This window comes from Fictibacillus barbaricus (genome assembly GCF_014635025.1).
In the GTDB taxonomy this organism is placed as follows: Bacteria; Bacillota; Bacilli; order Bacillales; family Fictibacillaceae; genus Fictibacillus; species Fictibacillus barbaricus.
The window spans coordinates 762,741-779,637 of sequence record NZ_BMCE01000002.1 but is presented as its reverse complement, the minus strand read 5'-3'; the positions used below and the strand labels follow the sequence as shown (position 1 = coordinate 779,637).

20 protein-coding genes and 1 riboswitch are annotated in these 16,897 nt (G+C 38.8%); of the genes, 17 read left to right on the top strand and 3 right to left on the bottom strand.

Annotated elements, in window-relative coordinates:
• Positions 1 to 6 precede the first annotated feature (6 nt).
• From IEV52_RS13315 to IEV52_RS13265, 11 genes are all read left to right on the top strand, one after another.
• Positions 7 to 1,032, top strand: a complete 1,026-nt coding sequence (locus IEV52_RS13315) for a branched-chain amino acid ABC transporter permease (RefSeq protein WP_188403009.1) — start codon at positions 7 to 9, stop codon at positions 1,030 to 1,032.
• Positions 1,029 to 1,796, top strand: coding sequence for an ABC transporter ATP-binding protein (locus IEV52_RS13310; RefSeq protein ID WP_188403008.1), 768 nt, complete (start codon positions 1,029 to 1,031; stop codon positions 1,794 to 1,796). The genes IEV52_RS13315 and IEV52_RS13310 overlap by 4 nt, the downstream gene beginning before the upstream one ends.
• The gene (locus IEV52_RS13305; RefSeq protein WP_188403007.1) at positions 1,793 to 2,524 is read left to right on the top strand and encodes an ABC transporter ATP-binding protein; all 732 of its coding nucleotides are present in this window, start codon (positions 1,793 to 1,795) and stop codon (positions 2,522 to 2,524) included. The genes IEV52_RS13310 and IEV52_RS13305 overlap by 4 nt, the downstream gene beginning before the upstream one ends.
• 192 nt (positions 2,525 to 2,716) lie before the next feature.
• Positions 2,717 to 3,889, top strand: a complete 1,173-nt coding sequence (gene iadA, locus IEV52_RS13300) for a beta-aspartyl-peptidase (RefSeq protein ID WP_188403006.1) — start codon at positions 2,717 to 2,719, stop codon at positions 3,887 to 3,889.
• A gap of 93 nt (positions 3,890 to 3,982) precedes the next feature.
• Complete coding sequence (locus IEV52_RS13295; RefSeq protein WP_188403005.1) at positions 3,983 to 4,438, top strand: pyridoxamine 5'-phosphate oxidase family protein; 456 nt, start codon at positions 3,983 to 3,985, stop codon at positions 4,436 to 4,438.
• Positions 4,439 to 4,524: 86 nt separating this feature from the next.
• Positions 4,525 to 4,911, top strand: a complete 387-nt coding sequence (locus tag IEV52_RS13290; RefSeq protein WP_188403004.1) for a hypothetical protein — start codon at positions 4,525 to 4,527, stop codon at positions 4,909 to 4,911.
• Positions 4,912 to 5,032: 121 nt separating this feature from the next.
• Positions 5,033 to 5,638, top strand: coding sequence for a TVP38/TMEM64 family protein (locus IEV52_RS13285; protein ID WP_188403003.1), 606 nt, complete (start codon positions 5,033 to 5,035; stop codon positions 5,636 to 5,638).
• A 95-nt stretch (positions 5,639 to 5,733) separates the two neighbouring features.
• Positions 5,734 to 6,483: a type I methionyl aminopeptidase gene (gene map, locus IEV52_RS13280; protein WP_188403002.1), complete on the top strand. Its 750-nt coding sequence runs from the start codon at positions 5,734 to 5,736 to the stop codon at positions 6,481 to 6,483.
• A gap of 154 nt (positions 6,484 to 6,637) precedes the next feature.
• A complete protein-coding gene (locus tag IEV52_RS13275) occupies positions 6,638 to 7,039 on the top strand; it encodes a DoxX family protein (protein ID WP_188403001.1) in 402 nt (133 codons plus the stop codon).
• A 176-nt stretch (positions 7,040 to 7,215) separates the two neighbouring features.
• Positions 7,216 to 8,574 (top strand): magnesium transporter, encoded by a 1,359-nt coding sequence (mgtE, locus tag IEV52_RS13270; protein WP_188403000.1) that lies wholly within the window; start codon positions 7,216 to 7,218, stop codon positions 8,572 to 8,574.
• A gap of 150 nt (positions 8,575 to 8,724) precedes the next feature.
• The gene (locus IEV52_RS13265) at positions 8,725 to 9,552 is read left to right on the top strand and encodes a GNAT family N-acetyltransferase (protein ID WP_188402999.1); all 828 of its coding nucleotides are present in this window, start codon (positions 8,725 to 8,727) and stop codon (positions 9,550 to 9,552) included.
• A 43-nt stretch (positions 9,553 to 9,595) separates the two neighbouring features.
• On the opposite strand, the gene IEV52_RS13260 is transcribed toward IEV52_RS13265, so the two are convergent.
• The gene (locus IEV52_RS13260) at positions 9,596 to 11,212 is read right to left on the bottom strand and encodes an MDR family MFS transporter (protein ID WP_188402998.1); all 1,617 of its coding nucleotides are present in this window, start codon (positions 11,210 to 11,212) and stop codon (positions 9,596 to 9,598) included.
• Positions 11,213 to 11,282: 70 nt separating this feature from the next.
• Positions 11,283 to 11,696, bottom strand: coding sequence for a MarR family winged helix-turn-helix transcriptional regulator (locus IEV52_RS13255; RefSeq protein ID WP_229754283.1), 414 nt, complete (start codon positions 11,694 to 11,696; stop codon positions 11,283 to 11,285).
• Positions 11,697 to 11,996: 300 nt separating this feature from the next.
• Between IEV52_RS13255 and IEV52_RS22660 the strand changes: the two genes are divergently transcribed.
• Entirely contained in the window at positions 11,997 to 12,653 is a 657-nt protein-coding gene (locus IEV52_RS22660) for an N-acetylmuramoyl-L-alanine amidase (protein ID WP_276208316.1), read from the top strand.
• Here IEV52_RS22660 and IEV52_RS13245 read toward each other — a convergent pair.
• On the bottom strand, positions 12,650 to 13,012 hold the full coding sequence (locus IEV52_RS13245) for a DUF2243 domain-containing protein (RefSeq protein ID WP_188402997.1): 363 nt from the start codon (positions 13,010 to 13,012) through the stop codon (positions 12,650 to 12,652). The genes IEV52_RS22660 and IEV52_RS13245 overlap by 4 nt on opposite strands.
• Before the next feature lie 159 nt (positions 13,013 to 13,171).
• On the opposite strand from IEV52_RS13245, the gene IEV52_RS13240 reads away from it, so the two are divergent.
• The 5 genes from IEV52_RS13240 (at position 13,172) to IEV52_RS13220 (ending at position 16,777) form a co-directional block, all read left to right on the top strand.
• Complete coding sequence (locus IEV52_RS13240; RefSeq protein ID WP_188402996.1) at positions 13,172 to 13,975, top strand: STAS domain-containing protein; 804 nt, start codon at positions 13,172 to 13,174, stop codon at positions 13,973 to 13,975.
• Between the two features lie 97 nt (positions 13,976 to 14,072).
• Positions 14,073 to 14,282, top strand: coding sequence for a WYL domain-containing protein (locus tag IEV52_RS13235; RefSeq protein WP_188402995.1), 210 nt, complete (start codon positions 14,073 to 14,075; stop codon positions 14,280 to 14,282).
• A 16-nt stretch (positions 14,283 to 14,298) separates the two neighbouring features.
• Positions 14,299 to 14,658 (top strand): YhjD family protein, encoded by a 360-nt coding sequence (locus IEV52_RS13230; RefSeq protein ID WP_188402994.1) that lies wholly within the window; start codon positions 14,299 to 14,301, stop codon positions 14,656 to 14,658.
• A 100-nt stretch (positions 14,659 to 14,758) separates the two neighbouring features.
• Complete coding sequence (locus tag IEV52_RS13225; RefSeq protein ID WP_188402993.1) at positions 14,759 to 15,409, top strand: serine/threonine-protein kinase; 651 nt, start codon at positions 14,759 to 14,761, stop codon at positions 15,407 to 15,409.
• An 81-nt stretch (positions 15,410 to 15,490) separates the two neighbouring features.
• Positions 15,491 to 15,579, top strand: a riboswitch (cyclic di-GMP riboswitch).
• Positions 15,580 to 15,832: 253 nt separating this feature from the next.
• A complete protein-coding gene (locus tag IEV52_RS13220) occupies positions 15,833 to 16,777 on the top strand; it encodes a GGDEF domain-containing protein (RefSeq protein WP_188402992.1) in 945 nt (314 codons plus the stop codon).
• Positions 16,778 to 16,897: the final 120 nt, after the last annotated feature.

Sequence of the window (16,897 nt, the reverse complement as noted above, 5' to 3'; positions counted from 1 at the left end):
GGGAGCATGGATACTAAAAAATTCACAAGAAGTTACAAGCTTAATTTATATGGTATTGCTTTACTGCTTTTTGCAGTCATCATTTTTCCCTTTCTTGTTCCTTCTAATTATTTTATCAGTATGTTTATCTTAATTGGTTTGTATGGGATTGTATGTACAGGACTTGTTGTATTAATGGGGCATACCGGACAGATTTCACTTGGACACGCAGCTTTTTATGGGATAGGAGCCTATTCAAGTGCTATCGTTTCAGGAAAATATGATTTACCGCCACTTATGGGAGTAATAACTGGAATATTAATCGCTTGTATAGTCGCTCTGCTCATCGGTATCCCTTCTTTTAAATTGAAAGAACACTATCTTGCCCTTGCGACACTCGGGTTTGGCGTTATTGTTTTTACCTTTTTAAAAGAATGGACTTCATTAACAGGCGGATTAAATGGCTTTTTTGGCATCCCTCCATTTGAAGTTGCTGGTTTCACGTTCACTAATGATCTATCTTATTATTTTATAGTATGGGCCATTCTTGTGATTGGATTGTGGTTCGTGAACAATCTTATACATTCACGAACTGGACGTGCCCTAAAATCAATTCATGGAAGTGAGTCCGCAGCAGAATCAATCGGAATCAACTTAATGACTTTCAAACTAAAGGCCTTGATTATCAGTGCCGTTTTCGCTTCAGTAGCAGGAAGCTTTTATGCGCATTACATTAGTTTTATTAATCCGCAGCTTTTTGAAGTTATGACTTCAATCGTTTTTCTTATCATGGTTGTGATAGGCGGAAGTTCTTCCCTTTGGGGAGGGCTTGCCGGGGCCATCATTTATGTTTGGCTGGTAGAACTTTTAAAAGACTGGGTTCCTTTATTAGGCTTCTCAACTGGCGGAGAATTCGAGATTGTATTCTTTGGAGTTCTTCTTGTTGTTCTGTTGATATTTAAACCTAAAGGACTTATGGGTTCTTGGATGGAAAAGAAGTTATTCTTATCACAAAAGAAAAACGTTCAAAATAAGAAGGGAGCTGCACTATGAACCTTCTTGAAATAAAAAATCTATCAAAAGATTTTGGCGGTGTACAGGCGGTCCAAGATGTAACCTTTACCATACAGGAAGGATCGATTTCTGCTTTAATCGGGCCAAATGGTGCAGGTAAAACAACCGTTTTCAACATGATAACAGGCGTTTTTCCTCCAAGCAATGGAACAATTATGTTACATTCTAAAAAGATATCAAATAAAAAGCCGCATCAGATCGCGAAAGAAGGAATCACAAGAACCTTTCAAAATTTACAGCTGTTTGCTGATATGACTGTGATAGAAAATATTATGGCTGGTATGCACCTGTTAACGAAAACAGGGGTGTGGAATGCTGGTTTTAGATTGCCTTCTGCGAAGCGGGAGGAACAGTATATTTACGATAAGTCAATGCAATGGCTTATGAGGCTGAATCTCGATCAGGAAGCCTATCTCCCGGCGGGGACATTATCATACGGAAAGCAACGTCTTGTTGAGATTGCCAGAGCAGTAATCTCACACCCTAAACTCATTTTACTTGATGAACCGATGGCAGGATTGAACCATAATGAATCTGAAAAACTTGCAGATTTACTCCTTGAAATGAAAAAAGAAGGACAAACTTTTTTACTCGTAGAGCATGATATGGACATTGTTATGAGAGTTGCTGATCATATTGTGGTACTGGACCATGGAGTTAAAATTGCAGAAGGTACACCTGATGAAATCCAGCAGAACGATACTGTTATTGCTGCATATTTGGGAAGTGAGGTGACAATATGATAAGCGTTCATAATCTATCTGTGAATCACGGACATCTAAAGATTATTAAGGAAATTAGTTTCTCTGTTGGCAAGGGTGAAATTGTTTCTATTGTAGGGGCAAACGGAGCCGGGAAAAGCACGTTGCTGGGGGGGATCGCAGGGATTTATTCCCCTGCTGCAGGATCTATTCAAATGGAAGATGAAGAATTAGCCAAGAAAAGTCCAGTGGATATCGTCCGTAAAGGAGTTACTCTTGTTCCAGAGCGCAGACAAATATTTGACGGATTAACGGTCGAAGACAATCTTATTCTGGGTAGCTATCATCGTTATTCCAAAGAAAAAAAACAGTGTTTACAAGACTTAGAGATGGTCTATGCATATTTTCCTAAACTTGCAGCCATGAAGAGCAGACTGGGCGGCTTATTAAGTGGCGGAGAGCAGCAGATGCTTGCGATCGGTAGAGGGTTGATGGCAAAACCAAAATTGCTGATGCTTGATGAACCTTCATTAGGACTGGCTCCTTTAATTGTACGGGAAATTATGAACATACTGGTACAACTGCGTAATATAACCAGTACTTCAATATTGTTGGTGGAACAAAATATAAAGGCAGCACTTTCTATTTCAGACAGGGGATTTGTTTTGGAACGAGGATCTATCGTACTCGAAGGAGAAGCAAAATCATTGCTTCAAAATCAAAGTATTAAAGATGCCTATTTAGGTGCCAGTCCAAGCTTACAAGAATAAGGTTGACATGTATATCCGTTTGGGAATTTCCAGTGAAATTATTATTCAAACATGGAAGCACAGCCATTCCTCTGGCTCGGTTACCTAATGTAGCTGAGTCATTTGTTCATTCTTTGGGGAACTGGCCTTTATTGCTCCTACAATGAATGTATAATTGGAAATAGATCTATTTTTAGTAAAGGACTGATAAAAATGTTTGTTCTTATAAAAAATGGCGATGTGTATTCTCCCGAACATATTGGAAAAAAAGACATCCTTTTAGCAGGAGAAAAAATTGCTGCGATTTCCGATACCATTGATTTGCCGGATTCGTTGATGGATGTTCAAGTTATAGATGCATCTCGATTTGTTGTCACACCCGGTTTTATAGACAGCCATGTACATATTACAGGCGGCGGGGGAGAAGGCGGATTTAAAACGAGGACTCCTGAGATCTATTTGTCAGATGTAACAAAGGCTGGTGTAACGACGATCGTCGGTGTGATCGGAACAGACGGAACAGCCCGTACAATGACAAACTTGATCGCAAAAGCAAAAGCGCTAAAAGAAGAAGGGATCTCTTGCTTTGTGCACACAGGTTCTTACCAAGTACCAGTAAAAACGCTAACAGGAAGTATTGAGACCGACATTATGATGATTGAAGAAGTCATTGGAGTGGGTGAAATTGCTATAGCTGATCACCGCTCCAGTCAGCCAGAAGCCCACGAACTTTCTAGGCTGGCATCTCAAGCTAGAGTTGGAGGATTGCTGTCAGGAAAATCAGGAGTGGTGAACATCCATCTCGGAGACAGCAAAAGTATGTTGTCTTTGATTGAAGAAGTGATTGCTACATCAGATCTTCCAATCACCCAATTTTATCCGACGCACATCAACAGAAATCCTTATTTGTTTGAAGCGGCGGTCGAGTATGCGAAAAAGGGCGGGATCGTGGATTTTACAACAAGTACAACAAAGCAGTTTTTAGAAGAAGGCGAAGTGAAATGCAGCGTAGGACTTAAAACGATGCTCGAAGCCGGTGTACCTGTTGAACAAATCACATTCACATCAGATGCTCAAGGAAGTTTGCCTGCTTTCAACGAATTTGGTGAATTCATAGGGCTTCGTATCGGAAAAGTGAGTTCGTTATATAGTGAAGTGAAAGATGCAGTCTTAATGGAGGGTGTTCCATTTCAAACCGCCTTGCAGACAATCACCTCAAATCCTGCTCGGATTTTAAAGCTTAAAGAAAAAGGAAGACTCGAAACTGGACTCGATGCCGATCTTGTCTTGTTGAATGAGGATCATAGCATCAATTCCGTTATTGCACGAGGGCAATTGATGGTCCAATACGGAGAGGCTATCGTTAAAGGAACCTTTGAAGAATAAAGGAAGCTGAGTGCTTCCTTTTTCACTTTGCAGTTAAGAAATATATGGTAAAATAGAAAGTATACATATTATTATATTGAAGGTGGCGATCATATGGCGAAACAGGAAATACCGACAACGTTAAGTTCTGAGTTGTTTGAATACCTGCAAGGCGAGCAACTTGTATTATTAGGTACGGTTGACGCAGAAACCAAAGCTCCATCTATTAACGCAATCTCTTGGGTAAAGAGTTTGTCACCAGATAAAATCAGATTTACTGTTACGAACAATTCCCGTATCGTAACGAATATCCAGGATAACCCTAGTGTGGTTCTTACGGTTGTAGGTCTTGAAACGGTATTTTCTATCAACGGTAAGGCAAACATTCTTGAAAACTCCATGGAAGGTGTTCCTCTAAAGCTTGCAAAGATTGAAGTCGAAATCGAGCATGTATTTGAGAGTATGTTCTGGGGTGCAAAGATCGTTCAGGAACCAGTGTACGAAAAAACGTATAACGAGAAGAAAGCTAAAGAGCTGGATAAACAAGTATACAACGCTTTAATGAAGTAAGCCAGCTTATAATATCTTGTTAAATTGCACAAACCGTCAAACTTCACGTTATGGCGGTTTTTATTTATCTGAAAAGAGGGGATACATTGTCTAAAACGTGGCGGCTATTACTTTTTTCAGGGCTTATCTCTGTATTTGCCGGTATTATATATATAACAAGTCTTTTAGGGTCTAAATCAGAAGGATTGGATGTTTGGGGATTCTTTCTTCTATTTTGGGGAATTGTTGCTATAATGAGTGCGCTAAACCGATTCAGCATCCAGTGGATCAATAAAGGGCTTGCTGTACTAGGTATATTGCTTCATGGCACACTCTTTTTTTATTGGATCCTGTTCCCTGATGGCACTGAGACGAAAGGCGCAGGGGGTACAGTTGCCTTCTACGCAGCTGCATCATTTACAGCTGCCTTTTGCTGTATTGTTATACTGGGAAATAAGGTCAAACACACTGCTTCGAAATCAATCAGCAAATAGTGAACTTTTAACTCTTTATGTTAAAATTAAATGACAAACTCCTTGTTTTTCCTAAAGTCGGTTTTAAACATGTTATCTGTGGCAACGATGAGGGTATGAGGAAGAAAAGGGTGAACGATTGATGGACTGGAGAAACTGGGAACGCTATTTCACAGAAAAAAATATCCTACAATTACTTGATCAATACAAAGATCTTGGTTTCTTGCCAGGGGTATTATTGCCCATGCTAGAATCCTTTCTGCCGATACTGCCTTTATTTATTTTTGTTGCAGGTAACGCAGCCGCGTATGGATTTTGGCTAGGTTTCCTCTATTCATGGATTGGGGTATGTGCAGGCTCCATTATTGTCTTCTTGCTTGTTCGTAAATACGGCCAGAAGAGATTTTTGAATTTTTTAAACAGACATACAAGCACAACACGAATGCTCAGCTGGGTGGAAAGGCATGGTTTCGGGATGCTGTTCCTTATCTATTGTTTTCCATTTACACCATCTGCGTTAGTAAATGTTGTAGGTGGACTTTCACGAATTAACACAAAAACATTTCTCTTAGCATTATCTCTAGGCAAACTAGTCATGATCGCGATCGTATCTTTCATCGGTTATGATTTTGTTGATGTGTTAAAAAGTCCGCTTAAATTAGGACTGATCGCCTTTGGTATATTCGTCTTATGGCTAGGCGGGAAAGTGGTTGAATCCAGACTTAAACAAACAGAGCATCGGGCTTAACTATTCTGCCTGATGCTTTTTATTATGTCTCTACTAGCTTTTCACGAACATCTTTTTCCTTGAATATAGTTAAGCATGGGGAAGGAGAGAGTTGGTTGGTTAAGATAAAATCAGAAAAGCAGATAGAGAAGATGAATGAGGCAGGCAGACTTCTTGCTTCATGTCATCGATCATTGAGCAAACTTGTTAAACCGGGTGTTACAACTTTAGAACTTGATCAGTTTGTGGAAAACTTCTTGCTGGAACATGGTGCAAAACCGGCTCAAAAAGGATATATGGGTTATCCATTTGCCATATGTGCATCAGTTAATCACGAGGTATGCCATGGCTTTCCGAATAAACAAGCATTAAGAAATGGAGATATTGCAACGATCGATTTTGTGGTCGACCTTAATGGCTGGCTTGCTGATTCAGCATGGTCGTATGGAGTGGGTACAATCAGTTCAAGTGCCGAACGATTATTGAGAACGGCTAAGAAATCCTTATATAAAGGGATTGAACAAGCGAAAGTCGGTAATCGTTTAGGTGATATCGGGTATGCGATTCAGACTTACGCTGAGAAAAAAGGATATTCCATAGTAAGAGAATTTATTGGACACGGAATCGGGCGCACTATTCACGAAGATCCACAAGTCCATCATATCGGAGAACGGAATACAGGAATTAAATTAAAAGAAGGAATGGTCATAACCATTGAGCCTATCCTGAACCAGGGAATGCCATTTGTGACAATGAAACCAGATGGGTGGACGGCCGTTACCTTTGATGGAGGTTTATCTGCTCAATATGAACATACGGTGGCCATTACGAAGGAAGGACCTATTATTTTAACGGAGCAAGCTTAAAAGAAACTTTGCCGCATATTCTTTATAGAAGAGCGGTTATTTTTTTGCCTTTGTAATTATTTTTTTAAAGTTACTTGACAAAGACAAGTTACTCATCGTAATATACTAACATAAAGTAAGTAAAAAAATTAAAAAAGAAAGAGGGAATTATTCGATGTTATCATTAGGATTACTAATTATTCGGTTAGTAGTAGGTCTGGCTCTAGCGGCTCATGGAGCTCAAAAATTATTCGGGTGGTTTGGCGGTTACGGCTTAAAAGGAACAGGGGGGTGGATGGAGTCTATCGGTATTAAGCCAGGGTACACGATGGCATTGTTAGCAGGACTAGCAGAGTTTGGCGGCGGATTGTTGTTTGCTGCAGGATTGTTCACTGAAATTGGGGCCGTTCTGATCGCTGGTACAATGCTTGTAGCGATAGTAAAGGTTCATTTGCAAAACGGATTTTGGGTGACATCAAATGGCTATGAATTTAACCTTATTTTAATCGCAGTTGTAATCGGAGTTGCTCTAACTGGTGCAGGTGACTATTCACTGGATTATCTTTGGCTAAAATAGGGAATAGAATAAAACATCTTTTAATGAGAAAACCACTGATTACTGGTGGTTTTTTCTTTGTGAAAAATCGTATCCTATTTAAGGAGGAAAATCGAAGGTGTTATTCTGCTAATCATAGTCACATGCGGAAAAATATCATATAATGGGGAAGTATTTTTATGAGGAGGTGACGTTCCTTGTTTAAAGAGATGTCAGAAAACCAGATCTTATTGTACGTAATAAAAAACTTAAAAGAGCTCCGAAAGAAAGAATTTCAGCTCTTGATCGATGAGCTTCATCCTTATGATATTGCCAACGTGTATAAGAATTTACCTGAAAAACACAGGCATAAGTTCGTTACCTTTTTAACAACGAGACAGATTGCTTCCTTGATTCAAGAACTTGAAAGTGATCTTCAAATGGAGATTCTGCATAAACTAGGCATCGAACGATCATCTCATATCATGAATCTGATGGAAAACGATGACCTTGCCGATCTTCTCGGCAACTTAGATGTTAACGAGATTCAGGATTTCTTATCTTCAATGAAAGCTGATGAATCTAAATCAGTTCAAAGTTTGATGCAATATGATCGGGATACCGCCGGTGGAATTATGACGAACCGTTTTGTTTGGATTCCAAAAGTATACACGGTAAGAGATGCGGTAGAAAAGCTAAAAACCTTTGCCGGGTTTGCCGAGAACATTTATTATCTTTATGTAATTGATGAAGAGAAAAAACTTGTGGGGGTAGTGTCTTACAGAGACCTGCTTCTTGCAGAGATGCACGAAAAAATAGAAGAGATCATGTACAGCAGGGTTATCTCGGTTCCTGCAGAAACGGATCAGGAAGAAGTAGCACGAACCATGGAACGCTATGATTTTATCGCTGTTCCTGTAATTGATGAACAAGAGCGGTTAATAGGAATAGTAACGGTCGATGATGTCCTCGATGTATTAATTGAAGAAGCAAATGAGGATATTGAAAAATTATCAGCTACCGGTAAATCCATTGATTTTCAAACGAGTGCCCTTGTAGCGTCTTACCGTAGACTTCCTTGGTTGATCCTGCTTTTGTTTATCGGTATTTTATCCGGAAGCATCATAAGTACATTTGAAGGGACGATCGAAAAAGCAGTCGCACTCACATATTTTATGCCGATGATTGCCGGAATGACAGGAAATACTGGTACACAATCACTGGCTGTTGTAGTTCGCGGGCTCGTTTCCCATGATATTGACCGTCCCACAATTGTTAGATTAATTCTTCGCGAATTTGGTGTTGGTTTTATTATAGGGATTACATGTGGAATTCTAATATCGATTGTAGCTTATCTTTGGAAGGGCAATATCATTTTAGGTCTTGTTGTAGGTAGCTCCTTGTTCTTCACGTTGATAATAGGAACACTGGCCGGAACGTTAATCCCTTTACTTCTGTACCGCTTTAAAGTTGATCCTGCTGTCGCTTCAGGACCATTGATTACAACATTAAATGATATTTTCTCGCTGTTTGTTTACTTTGGAACAGCAACTATGTTCTTATCACATTTATTATAAAAAACATTGCCGAGATTGGTCACCAGCACCCTACTGCTGGACTAATTTCGGTTTTTTATTGTCGGATGTTCTATGATGGATGCAGAAAAAATTGTTGCAATTTTCCAGCGACCAGCTAAAATAGATACAACATAGGAGGGAGAAGAGCAGATGATTATAAAAATCGATCAATCATGGCATGACAAAGTGATGGACTATTTAAGTGATGAACCCGCTCTAAATCTATTTATAATTGCTGATATTGAAAACTTTGGCTACGATACAGATTTTCAGGAAATCTGGGCCGAGGTTGATGAAACAGGAACCATCTCAGGTATTCTTCTCCGCTACATGGGCAACTATCTGCCTTATGCCAAGTCAACGATTAACGCGAAGGCTTTTTCGGAAATCATTAATTTAGATGTTCACTATGAAATGCTCTCCGGCAAAAAAGAAATCACAGAACAGTTCCGTCCGTACATAACTTTTGAGAGAACGAAAGAAACGTATTTTGCTGAACTAAAAGATGCTTATTCCCTTAACAAGAATTTCAATCGAGAGATCATCAAGCAAGCTGAGCTTTCAGATGTGGAAAGTATTATGGAACTAAAGTATTTAATAAAAGAATTCTGTATCGGTCCAACAGCACGGAAAAGCCTGGAGCAGGCCCTGACAACCAAGACTGGCCGCACCTATTTTATAAAAGACAAAGACATGGTAATATCCTGTGCCTCTTCAACTGCTGAGAATTCGTTGTCAGCTATGATCGTTGGCGTTTGTTCACATCCTGAAAAAAGAAATCAGGGACTTGCCTCTCTCTGTATGGAAGCACTATGCCACGATATACTGGCTGAGGGAAAAGCACTTTGCCTTTTCTATGATAATCCAAAAGCAGGATCTATTTATAAACGGCTTGGATTTAAAGATATAGGTCTTTGGAGCATGAATTACGCGCTTCATAAATCATCTCCAGAACAATCGGCAACACTTGTAAAATAAAAAGACGGCTGGGGTTCTCCCTTGCCGTCTTCTTTCTTTATCATTACCCGAGCTTTCGCTCAGCAGTTTGTTCTTTTGTTTCTGACTTATCTTCGTTAGAGGTTCTAAGCGGTATTTCTTTTAAGAAGAATAGGGTTAGTAAAAAGGCAGAACCAATCACGATTGCTCCTGTTAAGAAAACACCGTTTAAGGCATAGCTTAGTGATTCACGCAAAATTCCTAGAACTTGTTTAATAAAGCCGAGTGATTCAGGTGGCAATGCACGAAATTTCTCTAGAACAGCCCCCTGATTCAATAAAACCTGTGGATTTGCCAGTTCTTTAATCTGTTCACCCATCTGAGGTGTAACATTTGGAGTCGAAGCTATCAACTTTTGAGAATTCTCATTAAAATGGTCTGCCAGGGAGTTATTCATAACACTTCCCATAATGGAAACACCGATTGTTCCCCCCAATTGTCTGAACAATTGAACAGATGAAGTAGCTACACCTAAGTACTTATGTTCAACCGCATTTTGGACGGTAAGTGTAAAGATGGGAAAAGCGATTCCAAGTCCTGAACCAACTAACATCATATTAACGATCGCAGTTGTATTCGTTGTTTCTGTATCCATGAAGTGCATGCTCGTCATACCGCTTACCATGATAAGAAGGCCAAGCATTGCCAGCTTTTTGTAGCTCCCAGTCTTTGTTACAATCTGACCGCTTATTGTACTCCCAGCAACCATGGCAAGTGTTAAAGGCATCATTACAAATCCTGATTTAGTTGCGGAAGTGCCCATTACACCTTGAATAAAAAATGGCATATACATGATAGACCCAAACATACCAGCTCCTAAAAAGAAACCGATGATATTAGAAACAGTAAACACTTTGTTTTTAAACATATCGAGAGGCAATACCGGACTGGAGACATGATTTTCTGTACGGATAAAGAAAATGAAAGCTACAATTGTTACAGCGAATAGCCCAATGATCTCAGGAGATACCCAGTCAAATTGATTGCCTGCCCATGTGAACGAAAGCAAGAGTGGTACCATTGTTAGTGTTAGTAAGAGAGATCCGGTGTAATCAATAGATTCCTTCTCTTTTCTTTGGACAGACGGAAATAAAAAGTAGATAGCTGCAAATGCAACTAAACCAAACGGAAGGAAAATCCAGAATACCCAATGCCAGTGAAAATGGTCAACGATGTATCCACCTAATGTTGGTCCGAACACACTGGCCAAGCCGAACACACTGCTCATGATTCCTTGCCACTTTCCTCGTTCACGAGGAGGGAATAGATCACCAACGGCTGTAAATGCTGTTGACATGATCATTCCTCCGCCAAAACCTTGTATGCCTCGATACAAAATCAGTTCAAGAATGCTTCCGGAAACACCACACAGTAATGATCCTAGAGAAAAAACACCAATACCTAGAAGAATAAATGGTTTTCTACCGTAAATGTCTGATAATTTTCCGACTAAGATAGCTGTGATGCTGGAAGCTAACATAAAAATGGTAAAAACCCAGCTGTAATATTCTATACCGCCAAGATCTGCGATTATCTTTGGCAATGAAGTCCCTACAATCGTTTGGTTTAAGGCCGCAAAAAGCATTGCTGCCATAATGGAAAGCATAATTATCACTTTCCGCCGCATTTCTAAATGTTCCATCATCTTCCTCCTATTCATGTAGTAAATAATTCATAAAGTGAAGTATCTGCAAAAAGCAAAACTGCTTCGATTAATCCAGCAGTTTTGTTGAAGAAGCTATCATTTGCTCCATGTCATCATCTGTCAAGTTGGCAAACTTTTTTTCAAGATACTCGTTTTTGATTTTTTCCATTCTGCTTGCAATTTCTTTTCCGTCTTCTGTAATCTCCAGGTAAACGATTCTGCGGTCTGAATCAGATCTGACCCGCTGAATATATTTCTTGCCAACAAGCCGGTCTGTAACTGCGGTAATATGGCTTGATGATACCTTTAATTCATTAGCAATTTCAGAAGCCATTAAAGGGCTCTGTATAAAAAGCGTCTGCAGAACAGCAAATTCGTTGCTTGGGATATAATCTGCGTACACCTCGTTAAGACCTTTTCGCAGCGTGCGAAAAAGTCTGCGTAAACTCATTTCAAGTTTGCGTTCTAATTCATTTCTCAACGGAGAATGTTCTTTATTTTCCTTGTTAACACCCTTGCTTTTTGTTTCTTCTATTAGTATATGATAATTTATATTTAATAAGAAAGAAAGTAAAAGGTTTAAGGGGAAACATGTAATGAAAAATTCAACTTTGTTTTTTGTCCTATTAGGTTTAGGATTCTTAATAGGAATCGCTTATTGGGTTTGGGCGATAACAACACAATCACAACCTGGTGGAATGTAAAAAATGAGCCTTTAATGGCTCTTTTTTTGTTTTTATAAACACTTTTAGAGGACAGGTAAAATTCTGGAGGTGTATTTATGGAGGGAAAATATCACATAACCAATCAATTTATTAATAAAAAGCTTATACAGCGTCCAGGTGGAAACCGAACCCCCAAGTATGCTGTAGCACATGATACCGGAAACCCAAACTCAACAGCATTGCAAAATTATCATTATTTTAACAGCAAAGATCTTAGGGCATCTGCGCATGTATTTATTGATGACAAACATATTCTTGTGATAATACCATTAAGTGAAAAAGCGTGGCACGTTCGTTCTGATGTATCTGATGCAAACGAGTGGGGGATCGGTGTTGAATTGTGCTATGGACCTTCCATCAATTTTAAAGAAGCATATAGCAGGTATGTTTGGTTCTTTGCTTATCTTTGTGATACGTATCAATGGGATCCTGAAATGCGGATAAAAGGTCATTTCCAACTGGATCCAAAGCGAAGAACAGATCCATTAAACAGTTTTCACCAGTATGGTAAAACGTTTCCTTTCTTTTTAGAAGATGTGAAATATGAACTAAAAAAACGCATAGTCAATCAAGAGGAGTTTAAAGAAGTTGTTTTAGCTTCAGAGAAGCTATATAAAGTACAGATTGGTGCTTTCTCATCAAGAAAGAATGCAGAAAATCTCGCGTTGAAAGCCAAAGAAGCGGGATTTTCTGTTTATATCGAACACCTTTAAAAGCCTGCTTTCTCTTTTTTCCATGTGTAATAGACGAGAATGATTCCGATGAATACAAACATAGGCTCAAGTATGTTTGCCTCGGGTCCGCTAGTAACGCGATGTAACTGAAACACCCAATGAAATAAGATGTTGTCAACCGTTAGAAACAAGCCGATCGCTGCTAAGAAACCGTGAAAAAATGATGAATTGTAGCGTTTGGAAATAAAGAGAAGCAGAATGAAGAGGATAAGGATTCCTATAAAAACAGCTCCGATTCTTTCGCCTGCTGATACAGCTTTTAGTTCCCATGCAAAGGCTTTAATTGACCAGTGAGACATGACGAAAAGACCAAATATAAAACCCATCCAAATTTTCATTGTTGAACCTTCCTATGTTATCAACAATATCCGACATTTTTTTATCAAAATAGGTTTCACTAACACCTAATAATGGTATATAAGTAGGAGGTATGCAATTATTTTTTGTTTATATAGGGGGATATAGATAGAATGAAGGGCCAATTGCAGGAATTGGGTATGAAGATTATTAATCATAAATATGATCTTGCAAAGAACATTGATAAGGTTAAAGTACAATATGGAGAAAAGCCTTCTGTATTAACAGACCAGCTGTTAGAACTTCGAGGTGAGCTATTCTCTTATTTTGGAGAAGCCCTCTTTAATGATCTTAAAGACAGCGAAGAACAATTTGTTGCATGGGGAAAAAAGAACGGTCAGCTGGCAGTGCAATACGAAGTTCCATTAGATATGGCTTTAAATAGCACGCGATATTATCGGATTGTCCTCTGGGATTTTATCCGAAATGAAATCAATAACGAAAAGTTTTCAGTGGAGACAGTACTTAAAGCAGCATCTATTATAGATCCTTTATTAGATGAGACTGTTCATTCTTTTAGCGTGGCTTACGTGGAAAATAATAACCGTGTACTTGGCTTGGCACGTGAAGCTATTGAAGAGCTTTCAGTCCCTGTAGTCAGGCTGACAAGATCGGTAGCTGTTCTTCCGCTGGTTGGAACGATTGATACACACCGGTCTAAATTAATCATGGAAACATCGCTTCAAAAATGTACCGAATTGCAGATTGAACATCTTTTTATCGACCTCTCTGGAGTCCCTGTTATTGATACGATGGTAGCTCATAACTTGTTTAAGGTTATTAATTCACTTAAACTGTTAGGTGTAAAAGTTACATTAAGCGGTATGCGTCCAGAATTAGCGCAGACCGTTGTATCTCTAGGAATCAGTTTTGAAGGTTTTTCGATCGCAGGCAACCTATATCAGGAGCTCGAGGCAATGGGAATCGCGCAACATACCAAATAAAGCTCAAAAAATATCTGTCTTTGCAAAGGGCAGGTATTTTTTTCTTGTATAAAAAGAACGTTTGTTCGCATATAATAGAAAAAAAGGAGGTTGCTTCATGACTAACTTGTTAAATAGATCCATCCAGGAAAGAGCTGCCGTTGAGATGATTTATCTGTCGGGAAAAGGTGATATCTCCCATCGATTAGTAATACCATACTCATTTGACGGAAACTTGATCACTGGATATTGTTCGGTTCGAAAACAGATCAGGACTTTTCATTTAAGAAATATTTTATCAGCACAATTACGTTTTTTGCCTTCTTAAGATTGGGGGGATTGTCGTGCAGTACGGAAGCGAAGAAGAGCGTTCCCTCATTGAAAAATTTGTCTTGTATCCGATCTTGCTCACAGTGTTTAATCGGGACTTGCGAATTATAAACGGCTCTCCATTCAAGCTGAAACAGCCATATATCGCGGTAGTAGAACAGATTATGAACCAGATCAGCAAAGATCTCTATGATGTTCGAGTTGAACTGCGAAAGAGAAGAATTAAGGTGATGGATGGCCGGCGGGACGATGAAATTACTGAATACGAGATCTTTATACGCGGTTACAGGGAAATTATGAGATTTCCGAATGTGCATTTAAGAAATAAAACAGAAAGCTTAATGTTGTCTTATCTTCAAGTGGCAGCCGATTGAGACAGAAGTGTTCAAGTTTCCTTTTTTACATCAACTGTATACAATGAACATAATGCAGAAACATATAGTGATAAGAGAACAAGTGAAACTGAGGAGACGTATGGAACACTTTATTCAGCTTGCCAGACAATTGAACAAGGAAATCATGATTGAAAGTCGAAGTCCATTTGACCCTGTCTGCCCGGTAAATACTCCACACCCTTGGCAGATGCTCGGCTGTGGTAATTATGCGGCTGTATTTATACATCCTGATTATCCTTCTTATGTCGTTAAAATATATGGCAGGGATGAACACGGCCTCCTCGATGAGAAGAAAGTTTATGAGCGATTGGGAAGTCATCCTGGCTATTCGGTTTGTTATTATACGGAGAGTCGTTTTTTAATTTTAAAACGAATCGAGGGTATTACCCTTTATGACTGTGTACATAAAGGGATTCAAATACCTGAGGATGTAATTTATGACGTTGATGAGGCATTGGATTATGCAAGGAAAAAAGGTTTAACCCCAAGTGATGTACATGGCAAGAATGTGATGATTTCCAATAATAGAGGAATTATTGTAGACGTGTCTGATTTTTATAAAAAGGAAACATGCAGTAAGTGGAAGGATTTAAGGAAAGCGTATTTTAAGTTTTATAAAAAAACACTCTATCATTTACCCATACGAATTCCTTATTTTGTTTTAGATCTTGTTAGGATCGGGTATAGATACTACAGAAAGTTAAAATTATCCAAAAATAAGGGTAAATAATAATAGTTATTTATACCTATAAAAATCATTGGCACAATTTACCTTTATAGGATATACTATCTATAAATGAATAGAAACCTTTGTTATTAAGGGCAAACTAGTTGAAAAACTGGGACGCAAAGCTATGGGCCTAAAGTATGGTGAACATACAATGGCAGCCGGTTGCCAAAGGGAAACGGATGATATGAAGGTAGCTTAGGGGTCGAGGAAGGGAAGTTCAAAAAGCGAGTGATGAGCAAGACTTACGATAGACTGCGGGTTGTACACACGTAATAATCGTAGGTGTTTGAAGTTGCTTCTTTTACCAAAGGACGATACCGACTAAAAAATTCTAATGCTTATCGATATCGATTGAGCCATTTCCCTTTATGGGATAATGGCTTTTTTGTATGTAATTTTTTAGAGATTTGAGGGGTTGCAATAATGGAAAAATTCCAACTAGATTTACGCACACTCAAAAGAGACTTGTTTACTAGATTTATGAAGTCTATTCCAAACATGATACATACGCATAAAGAGCATTTAAGACAATATGATGACTTCCATACGTTTTTAAACGGTTTTGTTGAGCAATATGAGAAGATACTAGAAAAGTTTTTGCGTGGGATCGTTCATGCCGTATTTCTTCAGGAAGAACGCTTTGAAAACTTTTTAAATCAAGCTGAGCAAAAGGCATTTCGGTCTGGAATCCACTTTTTACGTCATCAGCGTATTCCTCATCAGGTACTCGCTTGCTTTTCTACAAGTATCAGTGAAGCGGTTCTCCGAGAAATGAAAAGAGTAATGAATGAAGAATCATGTATTGTACAGCTTTTTATGCTTGATCGATGGAACCGGATTTCACTTCGTGCTGTTACAGGATTTTTGAGCGGTTTCTCTTCTCAGCAATTTAAAGATTTAAAAGAAATCAGTATCCGGGACCCGCTGACTAACCTTTATAACAGACGATATTTTTATGACTGTTTAGAGATCGAACTTGGGAAGGCTCAAAAGTTAAACTTACCTATATCCTTAGTCATGTTTGATATTAACAACTTTAAGCAGATCAATGATGAATTTGGGCATCATGCGGGAGATGAACTTCTTCAGCAAATCGCAGAACTCTCTAAACGCTTAAAATTATTCTCTGGCTTCAGGTTTGGAGGAGACGAATTTGTTTTTCTTTTGCCTGGTATTACAGAGAGTGAAGCGTATATTCTTGTTGAAAAAATGGAGAGTCAGCTGATGGCGTGGAATACATCGGTTTCTCTTGCTTACGGTGCGATAGAACTTCTTGCTGATGCTTATGAGAACATTGACTATTATCTTCAGTTGGCTGACGAACGGATGTATACGAATAAGCGAGAGGTGAAGACTTGTGACACGTGATGAAAAATATAATCTGATGATGTGAGAAAAACAGGAACTGCATGCTTTAATTTCCTGATATAAACATGTTTTCCATTCTATTTACTATATAGTCTTTTATATATGATACCTACTCAGATC

What these genes read in the sequence shown, in the direction of transcription:
- IEV52_RS13315 (WP_188403009.1), top strand. Translation starts at nt 7, where the DNA reads ATGGATACTAAAAAATTCACAAGAAGTTACAAGCTTAATTTATATGGT.
- IEV52_RS13310 (WP_188403008.1), top strand. Translation starts at nt 1,029, where the DNA reads ATGAACCTTCTTGAAATAAAAAATCTATCAAAAGATTTTGGCGGTGTA.
- IEV52_RS13305 (WP_188403007.1), top strand. Translation starts at nt 1,793, where the DNA reads ATGATAAGCGTTCATAATCTATCTGTGAATCACGGACATCTAAAGATT.
- iadA (WP_188403006.1), top strand. Translation starts at nt 2,717, where the DNA reads ATGTTTGTTCTTATAAAAAATGGCGATGTGTATTCTCCCGAACATATT.
- IEV52_RS13295 (WP_188403005.1), top strand. Translation starts at nt 3,983, where the DNA reads ATGGCGAAACAGGAAATACCGACAACGTTAAGTTCTGAGTTGTTTGAA.
- IEV52_RS13285 (WP_188403003.1), top strand. Translation starts at nt 5,033, where the DNA reads ATGGACTGGAGAAACTGGGAACGCTATTTCACAGAAAAAAATATCCTA.
- IEV52_RS13275 (WP_188403001.1), top strand. Translation starts at nt 6,638, where the DNA reads ATGTTATCATTAGGATTACTAATTATTCGGTTAGTAGTAGGTCTGGCT.
- IEV52_RS13265 (WP_188402999.1), top strand. Translation starts at nt 8,725, where the DNA reads ATGATTATAAAAATCGATCAATCATGGCATGACAAAGTGATGGACTAT.
- IEV52_RS13260 (WP_188402998.1), bottom strand. Translation starts at nt 11,212, where the DNA reads ATGGAACATTTAGAAATGCGGCGGAAAGTGATAATTATGCTTTCCATT.
- IEV52_RS22660 (WP_276208316.1), top strand. Translation starts at nt 11,997, where the DNA reads ATGGAGGGAAAATATCACATAACCAATCAATTTATTAATAAAAAGCTT.
- IEV52_RS13245 (WP_188402997.1), bottom strand. Translation starts at nt 13,012, where the DNA reads ATGAAAATTTGGATGGGTTTTATATTTGGTCTTTTCGTCATGTCTCAC.
- IEV52_RS13240 (WP_188402996.1), top strand. Translation starts at nt 13,172, where the DNA reads ATGAAGATTATTAATCATAAATATGATCTTGCAAAGAACATTGATAAG.
- IEV52_RS13235 (WP_188402995.1), top strand. Translation starts at nt 14,073, where the DNA reads ATGACTAACTTGTTAAATAGATCCATCCAGGAAAGAGCTGCCGTTGAG.
- IEV52_RS13225 (WP_188402993.1), top strand. Translation starts at nt 14,759, where the DNA reads ATGGAACACTTTATTCAGCTTGCCAGACAATTGAACAAGGAAATCATG.
- IEV52_RS13220 (WP_188402992.1), top strand. Translation starts at nt 15,833, where the DNA reads ATGGAAAAATTCCAACTAGATTTACGCACACTCAAAAGAGACTTGTTT.